The sequence below is a fragment of the Vibrio sp. D54 genome, from assembly GCF_021728075.1.
GTDB lineage: Bacteria > Pseudomonadota > Gammaproteobacteria > Enterobacterales > Vibrionaceae > Vibrio > Vibrio alginolyticus.
Window position 1 is genome coordinate 317,241 of the sequence record NZ_JAKKCS010000001.1, and the last position, 16,159, is coordinate 333,399.

The 16,159-nt window shown below is 45.9% G+C and carries 20 protein-coding genes; 10 read left to right on the top strand and 10 right to left on the bottom strand.

The features are described from left to right. Positions 1-71 precede the first annotated feature (71 nt). The 4 genes from L3V37_RS01400 to L3V37_RS01415 all read left to right on the top strand — a co-directional run bounded on the left by L3V37_RS01400 (position 72) and on the right by L3V37_RS01415 (position 4,055). On the top strand, positions 72-782 hold the full coding sequence (locus L3V37_RS01400) for a response regulator (protein WP_237305696.1): 711 nt from the start codon (positions 72-74) through the stop codon (positions 780-782). Continuing rightward, positions 782-2,224, top strand: a complete 1,443-nt coding sequence (creC, locus tag L3V37_RS01405; protein WP_237305772.1) for a two-component system sensor histidine kinase CreC — start codon at positions 782-784, stop codon at positions 2,222-2,224. Before L3V37_RS01400 ends, creC begins: the two co-directional genes overlap by 1 nt. A gap of 75 nt (positions 2,225-2,299) precedes the next feature. Next, positions 2,300-3,640 (top strand): cell envelope integrity protein CreD, encoded by a 1,341-nt coding sequence (creD, locus tag L3V37_RS01410; RefSeq protein WP_237305697.1) that lies wholly within the window; start codon positions 2,300-2,302, stop codon positions 3,638-3,640. Continuing rightward, entirely contained in the window at positions 3,627-4,055 is a 429-nt protein-coding gene (locus L3V37_RS01415) for a DUF2809 domain-containing protein (RefSeq protein ID WP_237305698.1), read from the top strand. Before creD ends, L3V37_RS01415 begins: the two co-directional genes overlap by 14 nt. 237 nt (positions 4,056-4,292) lie before the next feature. On the opposite strand, the gene L3V37_RS01420 is transcribed toward L3V37_RS01415, so the two are convergent. After that, entirely contained in the window at positions 4,293-4,967 is a 675-nt protein-coding gene (locus tag L3V37_RS01420; RefSeq protein WP_237305699.1) for a fructose-6-phosphate aldolase, read from the bottom strand. A gap of 254 nt (positions 4,968-5,221) precedes the next feature. On the opposite strand from L3V37_RS01420, the gene L3V37_RS01425 reads away from it, so the two are divergent. Then, positions 5,222-6,163 carry a glycyl-radical enzyme activating protein gene (locus L3V37_RS01425; RefSeq protein WP_237305700.1) on the top strand — a complete coding sequence of 314 codons (942 nt, stop codon included), beginning with the start codon at positions 5,222-5,224 and terminating at the stop codon, positions 6,161-6,163. 2 nt (positions 6,164-6,165) lie between these two features. Beyond that, on the top strand, positions 6,166-8,604 hold the full coding sequence (locus L3V37_RS01430) for a formate C-acetyltransferase/glycerol dehydratase family glycyl radical enzyme (RefSeq protein ID WP_237305701.1): 2,439 nt from the start codon (positions 6,166-6,168) through the stop codon (positions 8,602-8,604). A gap of 84 nt (positions 8,605-8,688) precedes the next feature. Here L3V37_RS01430 and L3V37_RS01435 read toward each other — a convergent pair whose 3' ends face one another. Further along, entirely contained in the window at positions 8,689-9,234 is a 546-nt protein-coding gene (locus L3V37_RS01435) for a TetR/AcrR family transcriptional regulator (protein ID WP_031781077.1), read from the bottom strand. A gap of 98 nt (positions 9,235-9,332) precedes the next feature. Here L3V37_RS01435 and L3V37_RS01440 point away from each other — a divergent pair, with 98 nt between their 5' ends. The 4 genes from L3V37_RS01440 to L3V37_RS01455 all read left to right on the top strand — a co-directional run bounded on the left by L3V37_RS01440 (position 9,333) and on the right by L3V37_RS01455 (position 10,879). Further along, positions 9,333-9,806: an HPP family protein gene (locus tag L3V37_RS01440; RefSeq protein ID WP_005374998.1), complete on the top strand. Its 474-nt coding sequence runs from the start codon at positions 9,333-9,335 to the stop codon at positions 9,804-9,806. A gap of 138 nt (positions 9,807-9,944) precedes the next feature. Then, the gene (locus L3V37_RS01445) at positions 9,945-10,160 is read left to right on the top strand and encodes a TIGR02450 family Trp-rich protein (RefSeq protein ID WP_005374999.1); all 216 of its coding nucleotides are present in this window, start codon (positions 9,945-9,947) and stop codon (positions 10,158-10,160) included. A 112-nt stretch (positions 10,161-10,272) separates the two neighbouring features. Continuing rightward, entirely contained in the window at positions 10,273-10,650 is a 378-nt protein-coding gene (locus L3V37_RS01450) for a PH domain-containing protein (RefSeq protein WP_005386881.1), read from the top strand. A 10-nt stretch (positions 10,651-10,660) separates the two neighbouring features. Further along, positions 10,661-10,879, top strand: a complete 219-nt coding sequence (locus L3V37_RS01455) for a DUF6500 family protein (RefSeq protein WP_005375001.1) — start codon at positions 10,661-10,663, stop codon at positions 10,877-10,879. On the opposite strand, the gene L3V37_RS01460 is transcribed toward L3V37_RS01455, so the two are convergent. From L3V37_RS01460 to fliS, 8 genes are all read right to left on the bottom strand, one after another. Further along, positions 10,876-11,163, bottom strand: a complete 288-nt coding sequence (locus L3V37_RS01460) for a hypothetical protein (protein ID WP_005375002.1) — start codon at positions 11,161-11,163, stop codon at positions 10,876-10,878. The genes L3V37_RS01455 and L3V37_RS01460 overlap by 4 nt on opposite strands. Positions 11,164-11,240: 77 nt before the next feature. Continuing rightward, positions 11,241-12,236: a flagellar motor protein MotB gene (locus tag L3V37_RS01465; protein ID WP_005375003.1), complete on the bottom strand. Its 996-nt coding sequence runs from the start codon at positions 12,234-12,236 to the stop codon at positions 11,241-11,243. Continuing rightward, entirely contained in the window at positions 12,236-13,093 is an 858-nt protein-coding gene (gene motA, locus L3V37_RS01470) for a flagellar motor stator protein MotA (RefSeq protein ID WP_005375006.1), read from the bottom strand. The genes L3V37_RS01465 and motA overlap by 1 nt, the downstream gene beginning before the upstream one ends. Positions 13,094-13,103: 10 nt before the next feature. Further along, positions 13,104-13,832 (bottom strand): FliA/WhiG family RNA polymerase sigma factor, encoded by a 729-nt coding sequence (locus L3V37_RS01475; protein WP_005375008.1) that lies wholly within the window; start codon positions 13,830-13,832, stop codon positions 13,104-13,106. Between the two features lie 12 nt (positions 13,833-13,844). Next, positions 13,845-14,345 (bottom strand): flagellar basal body-associated protein FliL, encoded by a 501-nt coding sequence (fliL, locus tag L3V37_RS01480; RefSeq protein ID WP_005375011.1) that lies wholly within the window; start codon positions 14,343-14,345, stop codon positions 13,845-13,847. Between the two features lie 22 nt (positions 14,346-14,367). Then, complete coding sequence (locus L3V37_RS01485) at positions 14,368-15,441, bottom strand: flagellar hook-length control protein FliK (RefSeq protein ID WP_237305702.1); 1,074 nt, start codon at positions 15,439-15,441, stop codon at positions 14,368-14,370. Further along, complete coding sequence (locus L3V37_RS01490; RefSeq protein WP_005375013.1) at positions 15,438-15,758, bottom strand: hypothetical protein; 321 nt, start codon at positions 15,756-15,758, stop codon at positions 15,438-15,440. The genes L3V37_RS01485 and L3V37_RS01490 overlap by 4 nt, the downstream gene beginning before the upstream one ends. Then, positions 15,742-16,128, bottom strand: a complete 387-nt coding sequence (gene fliS, locus L3V37_RS01495; RefSeq protein WP_005375014.1) for a flagellar export chaperone FliS — start codon at positions 16,126-16,128, stop codon at positions 15,742-15,744. Before fliS ends, L3V37_RS01490 begins: the two co-directional genes overlap by 17 nt. Positions 16,129-16,159 lie beyond the last annotated feature (31 nt).

Here is a 16,159-nt window from a genome sequence, read left to right on the forward strand (position 1 = left end):
CCACTAGCCTTGGCCCCAAATTAAGTGATAATACCAACATAAAGATAAACACCGTCAATGAGGCTAAGACATTGAGCGAACAACCCACCGTCCTTATTATCGAGGATGAATCTGCTATCGCAGAGAACCTGATTCATGTATTAGAGATGGATGGCTACCACGCAGAGTGGTTTGCAACAGCAGGAGAGGGCTTAGCTTTTTTGCAGCACAACTCCGCAGCGTTACTTGTGTTAGACGTAGGCTTACCGGATGGCAATGGTTTTGAATTATGCAAAACCATCCGTGAGTTTTCTGATATTCCCATAATCTTTCTCACCGCAAGAAGCGATGAAATTGACCGCGTAGTCGGTTTGGAAATTGGCGCGGATGATTACGTGACTAAGCCATTTAGCCCGCGCGAAATGTTGGCTCGCATTAAACTTCGAATCAAAGCTAAAGCGCCAATGATGGAGGACAAACCAGAGCCTGTAGCTGTTCCAGAACAACCTCATTTGAACCATGATTTAGTTGCGCAGAACTTCGACTACGGTGTTGGCGGGCAAATGCTTGGGTTAACTGCGGTCGAATTTAAGATTCTCGATAAACTGATTTCTGTCTCTTCCAATGTATTGAGCCGAGAGCAGCTCATGGTCGCTGCTGACATGGCGCCAGAGGCTGCATATGAGCGTAATATCGATACCCACATCAAAGCTATTCGTCATAAGTTGAAGCCGTTTGAGATGTCTGAACGCATCTGTACCAAGCGTGGCTTTGGTTACTTTTACTGCATTAAAGGTGAATGATGAATCGCTGGCCGAAGATCCCTCTTGGACTCAGACTGTTTTTTCTCTACTTCATCTTAGTCGGAATGACGGCTTACATGGTGAGCAAAACGGTCGTCCAAGAACTTAAGCCAACCGTGCGTCAAACCACCGAAGAGACGCTGGTAGATATGGCGAACTTACTCGCGGTATTGGCGGAAGAAGACGTCGCGAACGACAAGTTGTCTGAGAGTCGCTTCTCCAAACTACTAGCGGCTTATGGGCAGCGAGAGCCTCAAGCGCGCATTTGGGAAATTGGCAAAAAAGCGATCAACCATCGAATTTACATCACCGACAAACAAGGGATTGTGATTGCGGATTCTTGGCAGCAAGACGTTGGCAAAGACTACTCGCAATGGAACGATGTTTATCTCACGTTGCGTGGTCAATACGGCGCGCGCAGTACCATCGAAGACCCGAAAGATCCGCTCTCAACCGTTATGCACGTGGCTGCGCCCATTTACCACAAAGGTGAAATCATTGGCAGCGTAACGGTGGCAAAATCCAATCGCTCAGTACAACCTTTCATCGATCTTTCTAAACGCAATGTATTGTTTTGGATGGTGTGGATGAGTGGTTTAGTGCTATTGGCAGGGGCATTATTTGCTTGGCGAATTCACTCGGCATTGAACAAGCTAGAAGACTACGCGACCAAAATGGGTGAGGGTGAAAAGGTCTCTAAGCCGACATTTCGTATCTTTTATGAGTACGGCACGCTAAGCGACGCATTGGAGAAAATGCGCAATCAGCTCGATGGTAAACAATATGTGGAAGAGTACGTACAGACGCTGACTCATGAGCTGAAAAGCCCGTTATCAGCGATTAAAGGCGCGAGTGAAATATTGCAAATGCCGTTGCCTGAAGAAAAGGTCACGCGCTTTGCTGGCAACATTGAGCGAGAAAGCGACCGCATGCAGTCATTGATTGATAAGTTGCTCGAACTTGCTCGTCTTGAAAAGCGCCCTGAGCTAGAACAAGTCGAAGCTATCCCGCTAAAACAAATGGTCAATGAGGTGGTTGAATCGGCGGATGCGCGCTTGAGTGCTAAGTCGGTGATTGCCAACATCCAAATTGATGACCATCTCTCCGTACTTGGTGATGCCTTCTTACTGAAACAAGCCGTTTTTAACTTGATGGATAATGCGCTGGATTTTGTTGATTCAGAGGGATGCATTGAATGGAAAACTGAGGTCACGAAAGAAAAGGTGTGCCTGTCGATTTTCAATTCAGGTCCTCACATTCCCGACTATGCGATGCCTCGTTTGACCGAGCGCTTCTATTCCCTCGCTCGGGAAAATGGTGTTAAGAGCACTGGGCTCGGGCTGAATTTTGTTGAGCAAGTGATCAAGCTGCACAAAGGTCAGTTGCAAGTAGAAAACGTCGATTCTGGCGTGAAAGTGACCCTGATTTTACCAACTCCATAGAAACTCCACATTAGCTCCATTTGTTCTCCAAATTGCTGATTTAGATTACTCCCATCAGCAAATGGAGAATGAAACATGAAAAAGATCCTCACTAACCAACTCGGCATGAAGTTCGCCTTCGTGTTGTTTTTGTTTGTCTTACTGCAAATCCCGCTTTCAATGGTCACAGGGCTGATCTCAGAACGCTCATATCGCCAAGATGAAGTCAGAAACGACATCGCACGCAGCAGCAGCGGCGAACAGCGCATCATTGGTCCATTCATCATGGTTAACTACACCGAAACCAGTTACCGAGATAACAAAGTACAGATTAAAGAGCGTCGTAAATTTCTTTTACCTAGCACTTTTGATATGAGCGCGAATCTGGACAGTTTTGAAAAGTACCGAGGCATTTACCGCGCGCGTTTATACAAAGCACAAGTGGCACTGAAAGGCACTTTCGATGCAGACGATCTCGCGGCGTTGCAGGGGCTTGATATTGAAAACATGAGCCTAGTGGTTGGCATTGAAGACAGCCGTGGATTGATTCGTTTGGATGACATGACCATGGCGAGCTCTGATATCGAAGTCGCACCGGGAACAGGGTTAGATCAGTTACCACAAGGCTTCCACAGTGATCTGACACTTGCAGACCTAAACCCAGCACAATCTTTGGCTTTCGATCTTAACTTCTTGCTGCAAGGGATGGGGCAGCTTCAAGTCACACCAATCGGCAGTCAAACAACGGTTGAACTCTCTTCAACTTGGGCACATCCAAGCTTTATCGGTGATTACTTACCGGTGTCGTCAGAGGTATCTGAAGATGGATTTAACGCACAATGGGCGAGCAACAACTTCTCAACCAATATCGCGCAGCTGTTCCAAAGCTGTTTGTCATCGAATCACGCTTGTCACGAGCTTGAACAGCGACAAATGGGCGTAGATTTGATTGATCCCGTGGACCACTATTTGAAATCCCACCGAGCTGTGAACTATTCACTGTTGGTTATTACATTAGTATTTGCGAGTTTCTTCTTGCTGGAGCTGTTCCAGGCGCGTCCGGTTCACCCAGTACAATACGGTTTTATTGGTCTGGCTTTAGCGCTTTTCTATCTGTTGCTGATTTCGATGAGTGAACACCTCGGCTTCAATTGGGCATATGTGGTGTCGGCAGTTGCATCGACCGGGCTTTTAAGTGTGTACGTGAGCGGTATGTTGAGCAACACCAAGCACGGAGCGATATTCGGAGCGTGTTTACTTACTCTCTACGGATTACTGTTTGGCTTGCTACAAGCAGAAAGCTACGCATTGGTGATGGGGACATTACTGTGCTTCGCGATTTTGAGCTTCACTATGATCATTACACGCAACATCGACTGGTACGCACGAAATAAGAAAGCAGAAGAAAGTGCAAAGGCGAATCATGAAGACGTTTAAGCGAGCAACTCTCACTGGTCAGCCAAGCGATATGGTGGAAGAGACGTCCGCTATCCACCTGCAATTTTCTGCAAAAAATGGACTGAAAAGCTTGGTGTGTTTTATCACATTGGTCGTTATTGCGCTCTATGTTCGAGACAGCTTTATTCGCCCGACATTTGGTGATGTTCTGGTTGTGGTTTGGCTCTACTACTTTCTTGCAAGCTTGTTCTCCATGCCCGTTAACTGGCTGGTTTCACTGGTGGTGTTGATTGCGTTTGCCGTCGAGTTGGGGCAATTGCTTCAGGTCGCAGCTTGGCTTGGTATCGAATCTTCATCGCCTCTGGCTGTAATTTTGGGTGCCACATTTGATTGGAAAGATCTGCTGGCTTACTGCATCGGAGGTCTACTGTGTTGGTGGATGGAAAAGAAATGAAAAACGAGATGAAAGCCATTGCGCTACCAAACCGACTCCGCCATTCCAAACGAGGTATTCGTAAAAGGATCAAAATCAGTTTACTAAAGCGCGTGTACCTTTGGTCACTGACCAATAGAGAACTACTGTAGCGCTACTTCTCTATCTGAAATACAAAAGGGAATCTTAACTCACCAGCGCACAGGTGAGTTAAGACTCCCTTTATTATTCATTGAGACGTCTAGCTGCTACTTTTAATTAGCTTTCAAATGAAAGTTTCTCGCCGAACGTCTCTTTCCAGTCTTTATCGAACTGCTCAACCGCCGGTTTTACTGCTGGATGTGCGAACATTTGTGCCGCCACATCAGTTGGCAATGTAATGGCTTCGATTCCCAGTTTCATCACCTCCATCGCTTGTTGAGTGTTCTTGAAGCTGGCTGCCAAAATCTTCGCTGGTAGTTGGTTTTGATCGAGCAACAATTGAAGATCCGCGACCACTTCAACACCGTTGCCGTTCATCGCATCAATGCGGTTTACGTAAGGTGCTAGGTAGTCTGCTCCGCACAGTGCTGCAAGGAAACCTTGTTGAGCTGAATAGATAGCGGTAGCAAGAACCTGAATTCCCTCTTTTTTCATTAGCTTAATTGCTGCTAGTCCGGTTTTTGTGGCTGGCACTTTTACCACCATATCGTAAGGCAATTCATTCAGTTGGCGTGCTTCTGCCACCATACCTTCGACGGTTGAACTCACGACTTGAGCGTGAAAGCGAGGTGTACCGCCAAGTGCTTCTTGCATGCCTGCTAGGGTTTCATTCAGTCCCTGTTTTGACTTCGCCAAAATGCTTGGGTTTGTCGTCACGCCTTTTAGCGGTAGGCACTGGTTAAAGCGTTTTACTTCTGCCACATCAGCAGTATCTAAATAAAGTTCAATCATGGTTTCTACCTTAAACAAAATCTTCGTTTTGATGATGGGATCACTATAGATCTGACAATCGAACGAGATCTTGATTTTGATCAATTGAAATTTCATTTGAAACTATAATAGTTTCATTAAATGAAAGCCAAGTGAAACTTGTAAACGCTCAAATGAAGCTTTCAGTTCGAACAAAGAAAAGCCGCTCATAAGACTTAACCAGCAAGAAACGGATTAAGTACACAGCGGTAGCACAGACCAAGAGGCAAGCAGAGATGTATTTCAATATTCAACGATTCTCTACCCATGATGGCGATGGCATTCGTTCCATTCTTTTTCTTAAAGGATGCAGCTTGTCTTGCCCTTGGTGTCAAAACCCAGAAAGCCGCAGCGAAAAGCATTCACTCTTATTTGATCAGCGAAGCTGTATGGAAGATTGCCAACTGTGCGTTTCTGCGTATCAAGCCACAACTCAATCCACAGCGGGTATTGAAACGGTGGGTGATGGTATTCAACGCATCGACAACCAGATCATCATCAATCGCAAAGCCATCAAAGAAGACCAACTGATCGCGCTTCGAAACGTCTGTCCTACGCAAGCACTGACTGTCTGCGGTGAAGAGGCAAAATCAGACATGCTGTTCGACACCTTGATGAAAGACAAACCTTTCTACGACCAAAGCCAAGGTGGCGTGACCTTCTCCGGTGGTGAGCCTCTCATGCAAGCGGATTTGGTGGCAGAACTCGCGCAGCGTCTGCATGACAACCAAGTCTCTACGGCTATTGAATCGTGCATGCATGTGCCGTGGAAGAACGTCGAAAAAGCCGCGCCGCATATTGATTGCTGGTTGGCGGATTTAAAACACACCAATGAAGAAAAGTTTCTTAGCTGGGCGAAAGGTTCACTAAAACGCATCAAAGACAATTTCCGAAAACTGGCACCTATCGCGAAACGCATTGTGATTCGCGTTCCCGTTGTGCCGGGGTTCAATGACACCATCGAAGAGTTGAAAGACATCATCGATTTTGCGGCTTCACTAGAAAGCTGCCAAGAACTTCACTTGCTGCCGTACCACACGCTCGGCATCAATAAATACCGTTTGCTCGATATGCCTTACGAGTGTTCTGACAAGCCATTAAACAAACCAGAACTGCTAGAAAGCGCCATGCAATACGCAAGCGAAAACACCCAACTTAACGTGATTGTAAGAGGTTAACTATGGACCTGAATTACCTTCCTGAGCGTATCAAAGCGCACAAATCGGCACTGGTAAATATCGTAACGCCACCTGTCTGTACCGAGCGTGCAGAGGCATACACTCGTGCTTACCAAGCAAACGAAGACAAACCTGTGATTGTCCAACGTGCGCTAGCACTGCAAGAGCACTTACGCACTCGTACGATTTGGATTAAACACGATGAGCTAATCGTCGGTAACCAAGCGAGCAAAGTACGCGCTGCGCCTATTTTCCCAGAATACACTGTACGTTGGATTGAAGCGGAAATTGATGAGCTAGCCGACCGCCCTGGTGCAGGCTTTGCTGTCACTGAAGAAGATAAGCAAAGCATCCACAGCATCACACCGTATTGGCGTGGTAAAACAGTTCAAGACCGTTGTTATGGCTTGTTCACTGATGAGCAGCAAGAAATCTTAGCCAGCACCATCATTAAAGCTGAAGGCAACATGACTTCGGGTGATGCGCACCTTGCGGTGGATAACGAAAAAATCTTGAAGCTAGGCATGAACGGCTTGCTAGAGGATGTTCGTCAGCACCGTGCTAACAATGATGTTTCGACCTTTGAAGGCTTGAAGAAAGAGCAGTTCTATAAATCAGTCGAAATCGTACTGCTTGCGATTCAAGATCACATGGTGAGCTACGCTGAATTGGCGGCAAAAATGGCGTTAGAAGAGACACGCCCGCTGCGCAAAGCTGAGTTAGAAAGCATTGCGGCAAACTGTCGTCATGTAGCAAGTCACGCACCAGAAAACTTCTGGCAAGCACTGCAGTTGAGCTACTTCGTTCAGTTGATGCTACAAATTGAATCGAACGGTCACTCGGTTTCTTTCGGTCGTATGGACCAATTCCTCAACGAATTTTATGTTCGCGATATCGAAAACGGCACGATTGAGAAAGACTTCGCACTGGAGCTTTTACAAAGCTGCTGGTTGAAGTTGCTTGAAGTAAACAAGATTCGCTCTGGTGCACACTCAAAAGCATCGGCAGGTTCTCCGCTGTATCAAAACGTGTGTATCGGCGGTCAGAAGTTGAATGAAAAGGGTGAGCCTGAAGATGCAGTGAATCCACTTTCTTGGGCGATTCTGGAATCTTGTGGTCAGTTACGTTCGACGCAACCTAACTTGAGTGTGCGTTACCATGAAGGTTTAAACCAAGAGTTCTTAATGGGCTGTATTGAAGTGATTAAATGCGGCTTCGGTATGCCAGCGTTCAACAACGATGAGATTGTTATTCCTGAATTCATCAAGCTTGGTGTAGAGAAAGAAGACGCTTACAACTACGCATCTATCGGCTGTATCGAGACCGCAGTTCCGGGCAAATGGGGTTACCGTTGTACGGGCATGAGCTTCATTAACTTCGCCCGTATCTTGCTAGCTTCATTGAACGAAGGTGTGGATGCAACAACGGGTAAAGCTTTCTTGCCACACGATAAGTCATTAGCAAAAGGCAACTTTGAGAGCTTTGAGCAAGTGACAGCTTCTTGGGCAGAGCAAATCCGCTACTACACCCGTAAATCGATTGAGATTGATACAGTCGTCGACAGCGTGCTTGAACAGCAAGCACAAGACATATTCTGTTCAACGCTGGTGGATGACTGTTTAGCTCGCGGTAAAACCGTGAAAGAAGGTGGCGCGAAATACGATTGGGTATCTGGCTTGCAAGTCGGTATCGCAAACTTGGGTAACAGCCTAGCAGCCATCAAGCACCTTGTTTTCGATGATGCGCAAATCACCCAGCCCCTTATCTCACAACAACAGCTAGCAAAAGCATTGGCTGAAGATTTCGACGGCATGGAGAACGAACAGCTTCGCCAACGTCTTATCAACTTTGCACCAAAATACGGTAACGATGATGACGCAGTAGACCAACTACTGGCAGACGCGTACCAAGTGTACATAGATGAGCTAGAGCAGTTCGTTAATACGCGTCATGGGCGCGGTCCAATTGGTGGCGGTTACTACGCAGGTACATCAAGTATCTCGGCAAACGTCCCATTTGGCGCTTCAACTATGGCAACGCCAGACGGTCGTAAAGCGAAAACGCCATTGGCAGAAGGTGCAAGCCCATCCTCTGGCTCAGACCGTTTAGGTCCAACAGCGGTATACAACTCGGTCGGTAAGATCCAAGCGAATAAGATCCTTGGTGGCGTGCTGCTTAACCAGAAGTTAAGCCCGGCAGCGGTTGAGTCTGAAGGGGATAAACTCAAGCTCTCTATGTTGATTCGCACCTTCTTCAACCACCACAAAGGTTGGCACGTGCAGTACAACATCGTCTCTCGCGAGACCTTGCTAGCAGCGAAGAAGAACCCTGAACAATATCGTGATCTGGTTGTGCGAGTTGCAGGCTACTCTGCCTTCTTCACCGCGCTATCACCAGATGCGCAAGACGACATCATCGCACGTACTGAGCACGAGCTGTAAGTACACTCACTAAGTAAAACAAAAGGCACCGATAGGTGCCTTTTGTTTGAATACTTAATTCGCGAATGACTATACCTGACCGCATTACAGCTTGTGCAAAATGGTCACGCATTTCTTCGTGACGTTGTCGTATTCTTTCGTCATGTAAGCGGTAGTGATCGCGCCCTCTTTCATGATGCAAATGGCATCGAGTAATGAAGCGTTGTCTGATTTGAGATAGCGTTGAATTAGCTCTCTGACTTGCTGCTTATGGTAGCGGCAATACGTTGCGATCTCGCCACTGTCGTCACTGAATTCCGCGGACGTATTGATGAAAAAGCAACCGCGAAACTCGCCCAACTTTTCTTCAGAGCCATGAAACCAGCCGTTGAGTGCTGTAAATAACTGATCGATCACCTCCGCGCACGTTTGTGCTGAAGAAAGCTTTTCCTCCAACCATTCCATAAATATTTGGTGGCGTTGTTCTAATGCGGCGATGATAAGCGCTTCTTTGCTCTCAAAATGGTTATATAGCGTGCGTTTAGCCACGCCGGAAACATTGAGGACTTCATTGATGCCAATAGAGTTGATGCCTTGTTTGTAAAACAGTGACAAAGCTGTGTCGATCAATAACTGTTTCTTTTTGTTCATAACTATGTCCTCAAAAAGTTCCATAAACACATATTGACAAAGGTAGACAGATTTGTCTATTTTATTTTGTAGACAATTCGGTCTACTTTGAGGTGTTTATGAATAATTTAATTTTATCGTTGGTTGCCGGGCTTGGCGCTACGTTGGCTATTGGCGTATTGTCCTACGCTGAGGTATCACTGACGGAGGTTGTACTCCTGATGGCACCATTTGGTGCTACCGCAGTACTGGTGTTTGGGGTGCCTAGCAGCCCTCTCGCTCAACCAAAAAACGTGATCATTGGTCACTTCATTACGGCATCTATCGGTATTGCGTTTAGCCAGTATGTTGACGTCACGCCGGTCACGCTCGCGATTGCGACGGGGCTAGGTGTTTCTGCGATGCTGATTACGAAGACCACTCATCCACCTGCGGGGGCAAATCCAATTTTGATCATGGCGTCTGGGCAGGGATGGAGTTTTCTCTTCACGCCTGTCCTGATTGGCGCGGTAGTGATTGTTCTGGTCGGTAAAGGGTTACAGTTGCTACAAAGTCAGTACTTAAACCCTCGACTGAATGGTCAGAAGACCTAGTCGGATTGTAGTTAGAGCCGCGAAAGGGAGTGATCTCTTTTGCGGTTTTATCTTTTGTCGGTTTGCAAAAACAAAATCTGATTCTCTCTTGGTATTCAGTCGTATACATCAACATGGTAGTTAAATTGGTACAATGCGATGAACAGAATCCACCCTAAGAAACTATTGCACAGTAAATGGACGGCAATTTCACCTAAAAACAAAGAGAAGCATTTTGTCGTGACGGAAATGGAACTAGATGAAGATGGTAACGTTGTGAGATGTGTCATCGAGGCAGTCATGAGTAAACGCGACCGAGAGATGAACTGGCAAGACCTAAAAGACTCTGAGCAATGGATGCAAGGGTGGAAGTGAGTGACGCTTCGTTGTTGGGCGAATCAAGCAGAAACGTGCGTTGCGAGTAGGCAAAAGTGGTGCTATCTGATACGTTGATAATTCGTTCTAACGCCCACTCAAAGGATTAATTATGATTGATTTCGACAATTCCTCTGTATTTAAGCTTAAGCCGATTGACGTTTCTAATGCCAGAGAAGACTTCCTTAAGTTCTTGATTGATGGTGAGACTATTTTCGCTGCTTTTAAAACAGTTCGTGACCAAGTGGTGTTTACGAACAAGCGAGTGATAGCGGCAAATGTGCAAGGGATTACCGGCTCAAAAGTGGATTACACTTCTTTGCCTTACAGTAAGATCAATGCATTTTCTATCGAGACCTCTGGTACTTTTGATTTGGATTGTGAAATCGAGTTCTTCATGAGTGAGGTGGGAAGAGTGCGTTTTGAAATTAAAGGCTCGTTTGATTTGATTTCTTTCAACCGTATGGTTAGTGAGTATGTACTAGGTTAAGGGATTAGAAATGAGAGCTTCGCTGAGAGACAAAATTATAGAGGTCTGTGACAAAAAGATCGCGAGTAAAGGTGAATTGGTTGGTCTCTCATTTTATGCGTTTTTCGCTAATAAAAATGACGACCCAGAGCTGTTGATGGAAGCGGCTACGTGGTGGATTCAGACTCATCAGCTCGACCACTTCGAAAAAGCAGTAAAAGTAAAATCAATGGTCGAGTCGGGGAGCTAAATTAAGAAAAAGAAGTAAAGAAAGCAGACAAATGCTAATAACGTTGCGGACAAAACAGGGTAGATAATGTAAGAGTCCTGCTTGTTGGTTCGTTGAAAACATAGCGAAACAAGTAAGACGTTATAAACAACAAGTAACAAGCTGATCATGGTTCCGCTGTTTAGTGTCATACTTGATAGCTGAGTTAAGAAAAACGCCAATAAAAGGTAATCGAAGACAATGAGCCATAAAAAGGCTTTCTTCAGTAAGTCGCTTTTTCTTTTTTCGGATGATGTTATGTGCATATAGAACTCAACTAAAAAGTCACAGTAACAGAGGCTTTGGTTAGAGAGGTCACCATCAGAGTGGTGACCTTTTAAGATTATAATTCTTGAATTTTTACTTCGCTGGTGGCGGTATCGCCGGAGTAATTGATGACTTCTTGACGAATGACTGGTTGGTTGAATTCAGCCTTATCTTTCGCTTTTTGCAGTTCGCTTTCTTGGTGGTTGCCAAAAAGGGTCTCAAGCACTTTAGCGGCAGGAGTCGTTAAAACAAACAGCTCAATACGACGGTTTTCGCTAGAATCTGGCTCATCAGGATTAAGCAGCGCTCTATCTGACATACCCGTTACCTGCATTACTCTATCATCCGGCATACCGCCTTCAACTAACGTATTTCTTGCTACGTCTGCTCGAGAGGCTGATAACGCCCAGTTAGATTGACGACCAAAACGCTTTTTAAATGGAATTGCATCTGTGTGTCCGCTGATGATCAGAGGGTTGTTAACACGATGAAATACAGGTGCTAGTGCGAGCAGTAAATCTTCAAAAAAAGGAGTAAGTTCTGCACCACCACGGCTGAACATATGCTGTTTGTAATCATCTTGAAGGACGATACGCAAACCTTGTGGTGTCACCGTGACGTTTACATTTCCCTGCGCATTAATTTGGGCAGTCATTTGCTCAATTACTTTCGCTAGTGCGGCAAGTTGCTCTTGAGTATCGAAGTTACCAGGAATCAAAGAATCAATTTCTGGTCCATCCCCATCACCTTTGAAGTAAGAGCTTACCACATGGTTGGAGTTGTGTTTACTTGGCACAGAAGAGTCCTGTGCCAAGTCGATAGGAGAAATACTTTGTGACGTATCAAATGGGTTGCCGTAACTCTTGTCGAATACGCTTGAACTATGCAAGTGGGCAACAATCGCTTTACGCTCTTCTTTGTCTACCACCTGCATAACCCAAAGTACAAGAAACAGCGCCATTAGGGCGATCATGAAGTCAGCAAACGCGACTTTCCACGCGCCGCCATGAGACGACTCATCATGGCTGTATACTTTGGCACGTTTGAACACTACATGCTCTTGTTTTTGCATTATCCCTCCTGTTCAGCTAACCACTTCTCCATTTGGTTGAATGTTGGTTTGATGTCTAGCTGAATATGTTTACGACCAGCGTCAATGGCGAGCAATGTCGGCTTTTTCGCTACGTAGGCAACCAAGGTTGCACGAACGCACTCAAAAGCAGTCATATTACGTTTTACTCGCTGAGCCATGGCGTTACTTAGTGGATCTAAGCCACAGTAACAACCGAAAATACCAATGAATGTACCAACGAGAGCTGCCGCAACGTGATAACCAATCATAGCGATTGAGCCATCAATAGCTTGCATGGTGATAATGATGCCACCAACTGCTGCAAGAATACCGAAGCCAGGTAGTGCTTCTGCTGTACGCTGTAGTGAGCGTGAAGGTAAAAGCATTTCGTTCTGTATTGCTTCGATTTCTTGCTCTAGCAGTCCCTCTAATTCATGAGGCGACATCTGTCCCATTGCCATTAAACGTAAATTGTCAGTAATGAAAGAAATTAGGCGATGATCTTCTGCGATCGTCGGGTAAGCGAGGAACATAGAGCTTTGCTCCGGAGCCTCAATATGAGAATCCAGAAACTTGTATCCGCGGTTTCTCGCTGTCTCTAGCAAGTTGTTGAGTAGTGCCATTAATTCCATGTAGTACTCATGCTCTTCTGTTGGACCTTTAATGGTCGCTGGCACTTGGCGACGCATTTCTTTCAGTACATGAGGCGGATTACCGATGATCAAAGAACCAGCAGCGGCGCCAATAATGATAAGGAATTCGGCTGGCTGCCAGATAGCACCTAAGCTACCACCGGCCCACATATATCCACCGAAGACGCACACCAGGATAGTGAGCACTCCAAAAAACTTTTGCATCTTGTGACTCCTAAGAGGACATTAATTGGTTGAGTTGTTTCAGCGCTTGTTTGTGAAGCTGACATATACGAGGTGGTGTCAGATCCAATACCAGAGCTATTTCGTGTAAGTTGAGTTCATGTTGATAGAACAGAGTCAGGAGCAGTTGATCGCGCTTAGGTAATTTACCCAAAGCACTGTCTAAACTACGACGAATATGTTCATGCTCCATGCCATCGTATTGCCCGCCAATGTAGCTATCACCGCTGCTCTCCATCAGTTGGTCAAGGCTTTGCATCTCGCCTGCGAGAGCGGCATTTTGGCGGTTGTAATAATCTTGCTCATTCGTCCCTAAAGCCTGGATGATTTCGGCATCCGTTGGCATTCGACCTAACGTTCGAGTGAGATCTCGAGTCACGTCGTTGAGCTCGTGGGCTTGTTGACGAGTCTTACGTGAACGCCAATCTAGTCGGCGTAATTCGTCTAAAATAGCTCCCCGAACTCGACAAACGGCGAAAGCAGGAAAGTGAGGATCGTCAACATCGCCATATCGGCGTCCAGCCTCGACTAGAGCGATAAGGCCTATCTGCTGCATATCTTCAATACTACAGTGAGAAGTGGCATGAACGCGCAGCTGGTTAACTACGCGTTTTACCATGACCTGATGACGTTGTAGCAATGCGTTTTCATCAATTGGTCGTGACGGTGTTGTCACTTCCTCTTCTGTGGTGTAAGTGTCTTGTACATTCATGTCCAACATGGTTGTGCTCCGTTATTGCACAACATATTTAGTCAACAAAACATCGTCGATTTCTCGGACGATGTCTGTTTTAGCAAAAGCGAGTAGAAGCGTTTGCTTCACTTCGTCTTGCAGAATATCGATGGCACCCGCTTGCTGTAACTGATCAAACGTTTTGTCGCTAAACAGTTTTAATAGAGAGTTTTGTACCATAGGCATGTATTCATCGATCTCTTTGATACGCTCTGGACGGCGTGTCTCAATTGCCAGTTCTAGCATCACAAAGTGAGTCTGTTTCTTGCCTTTAACGGTCAAAACGACTTTGTCCAAAGGATGGAAGCTAGGGCCTTTACTTGTCGGTTGTTCTGTGACCAAAAAAGACAGTGGAGAGTCTTCGATCAGTGAACCAGAGTCAGGTGACTCTTGAGCGTGTTTGTTTAAGTACCAGATTCCGCCCATAATTGTGACGGCCGAAACGAGGGCACTGGTGATGATCATGGCGATAAACAGGGCGATCATTTGTTGTTTGGTCATAACCTTTTTCCTCGAAGATTCACTAAGCTTGAGTGCTTAGCCAGTGTTCTGAATAGTTAGTTGTTGTCGTGGTTTGGAATGCACCAGATTCTCGTGCGGCGAAAATATTGGCGTCTTCTTCGTTTGCATGTGGGTCATTTCGACCTTGGTTTTGATCAGAGCCAACATTGACATCGACATGAACGAAGTTTTGCTCTTGTAACTCAGTACGCAATCGTTCCGAAACTTGCATTAAAGCTTCTCGTGTTGCTGCGGCATTGGCGTTGATGTGGACACTCAAGCGGTCACCTTCAACACGTACAAGTAAATCCAATTTCCCTAAGTCTGGTGGGTCTAGGCGGATTTTTGCTTCTTGTACATTTTGTTGAGCTTGGAGCGTCACGCGATCATGTAATACTTGCATCATTTGCTCCCCCCACTTTCCGGCAGTGGTATCAACACGCACTGCTGCCCACTCAGAGCCTTGAGCTTGAACATGACTCGACGCAACCGGTGAATGTGCAGGTTGTGTTGTAGGAGCTTGTGCTTGAAGTAGAGAGGCGGTTGGTTGCCCTTGAACAGGTTGATTCAAAAGAGTTTGAAACTCAGCACCGGAGATAGGCAAACGCGAACTCGATGAAGTCGGCAGACTTTGCTTCACATCTTGTTTTGATGATGTGTTTAACATAGCGTTAGACGAATCTTGAGCAACAGACTTAACTTCGCTCGCAGCCATTAAAGATGATGCTTTTCCTAGTTTCTCAGCCTGCTTCTCTGCCATGGTAATCATACCCTGGGTTAAAGCTTGAGCTTGCGCTGCAAGATCAGTCGATTCTGTTAACCCTGGTGTACTGGTCAAGTTGGCATCCGGATCTGAAGCTGAGCGGTCATCAGTATCAAAACCATGACTTTGTACTTTGTTTGCGCTGTTCAAAGTAGAGGCCGTAAGGTGAAAACTCGGTACCGCTGACGCAGAGTTAAAGTCTTGCTCACCATTCTGCTTGTTCCCTGATTTAAAACCATGAGAAAAGCCGTGTACCGAGTTCGCTTGCTTGATGTGACCCTCATTGTTAGCTGGCGAATTACCCGAGTGCTGAGTTGAAGAAGGTATGATCATTGAGTTAGCTCCATGGTCATTGCTAATTGATAGGCCATAGCGCGTTCTTGATGGTCATTGACCATGTTCATCTCTTTTTTCAACTCGTTGGTCGACTTCTCTAATACTGCGAAGGCATTAGCGTGCACTGTTTTCGCTCGCTGGATTTCAGGTGCAAGCTTAGGATCTTTCAAAAAAGGCTTGTGACTGATCAAAAGCTCTCGCAACTGCAAGTCGTACCGCTTGAGCGCATGCCAGTCGGCCGTTTTTGCGGCGAACTGGATGAGCTGAGATAAATGACGGAATCGCTCTGGCGATACTTTATGCTTGTTGTCCAAAATTCATCCAACCTTCACGAATGTTACCCATTACACGCTCAACGTTAACCAAGCGATTTGCATCGTTTTGCACGCTAGCGTAATAAAGTTCGACTTGGCAGAAGTCATACAGCTGGCGTAGGTTTTCCGCAATTTCACCGCCGTTTTCATCATCTAAAGCACTTGTTAGTCCAATCAAGATGTTCATGCATTTGTTGATTCCATTCCCTTTCTCGGCCAAACGATTTGCGGCTAGGTGGCCGCGAATACGTTCAACTTCATCGAGTAGGCCATCGATTAACATGATGACCAATTGGTGTGGATTTGCTGCTGCCGCTTGAGCGTCGAGATCGACTTGTTGGTACGAATCGTAACCAGAATCCATAAGCATGAATATTTCTCCTAAATTTGGAACCAAATGT

Excerpts from the sequence above, each read along its gene's own strand:
- creC (WP_237305772.1), top strand. The coding sequence starts at position 782 with ATGAATCGCTGGCCGAAGATCCCTCTTGGACTCAGACTGTTTTTTCTC.
- creD (WP_237305697.1), top strand. The coding sequence starts at position 2,300 with ATGAAAAAGATCCTCACTAACCAACTCGGCATGAAGTTCGCCTTCGTG.
- L3V37_RS01415 (WP_237305698.1), top strand. The coding sequence starts at position 3,627 with ATGAAGACGTTTAAGCGAGCAACTCTCACTGGTCAGCCAAGCGATATG.
- L3V37_RS01420 (WP_237305699.1), bottom strand. The coding sequence starts at position 4,967 with ATGATTGAACTTTATTTAGATACTGCTGATGTGGCAGAAGTAAAACGC.
- L3V37_RS01425 (WP_237305700.1), top strand. The coding sequence starts at position 5,222 with ATGTATTTCAATATTCAACGATTCTCTACCCATGATGGCGATGGCATT.
- L3V37_RS01430 (WP_237305701.1), top strand. The coding sequence starts at position 6,166 with ATGGACCTGAATTACCTTCCTGAGCGTATCAAAGCGCACAAATCGGCA.
- L3V37_RS01435 (WP_031781077.1), bottom strand. The coding sequence starts at position 9,234 with ATGAACAAAAAGAAACAGTTATTGATCGACACAGCTTTGTCACTGTTT.
- L3V37_RS01440 (WP_005374998.1), top strand. The coding sequence starts at position 9,333 with ATGAATAATTTAATTTTATCGTTGGTTGCCGGGCTTGGCGCTACGTTG.
- L3V37_RS01445 (WP_005374999.1), top strand. The coding sequence starts at position 9,945 with ATGAACAGAATCCACCCTAAGAAACTATTGCACAGTAAATGGACGGCA.
- L3V37_RS01450 (WP_005386881.1), top strand. The coding sequence starts at position 10,273 with ATGATTGATTTCGACAATTCCTCTGTATTTAAGCTTAAGCCGATTGAC.
- L3V37_RS01455 (WP_005375001.1), top strand. The coding sequence starts at position 10,661 with ATGAGAGCTTCGCTGAGAGACAAAATTATAGAGGTCTGTGACAAAAAG.
- L3V37_RS01460 (WP_005375002.1), bottom strand. The coding sequence starts at position 11,163 with ATGCACATAACATCATCCGAAAAAAGAAAAAGCGACTTACTGAAGAAA.
- L3V37_RS01465 (WP_005375003.1), bottom strand. The coding sequence starts at position 12,236 with ATGCAAAAACAAGAGCATGTAGTGTTCAAACGTGCCAAAGTATACAGC.
- motA (WP_005375006.1), bottom strand. The coding sequence starts at position 13,093 with ATGCAAAAGTTTTTTGGAGTGCTCACTATCCTGGTGTGCGTCTTCGGT.
- L3V37_RS01475 (WP_005375008.1), bottom strand. The coding sequence starts at position 13,832 with ATGTTGGACATGAATGTACAAGACACTTACACCACAGAAGAGGAAGTG.
- fliL (WP_005375011.1), bottom strand. The coding sequence starts at position 14,345 with ATGACCAAACAACAAATGATCGCCCTGTTTATCGCCATGATCATCACC.
- L3V37_RS01485 (WP_237305702.1), bottom strand. The coding sequence starts at position 15,441 with ATGATCATACCTTCTTCAACTCAGCACTCGGGTAATTCGCCAGCTAAC.
- fliS (WP_005375014.1), bottom strand. The coding sequence starts at position 16,128 with ATGCTTATGGATTCTGGTTACGATTCGTACCAACAAGTCGATCTCGAC.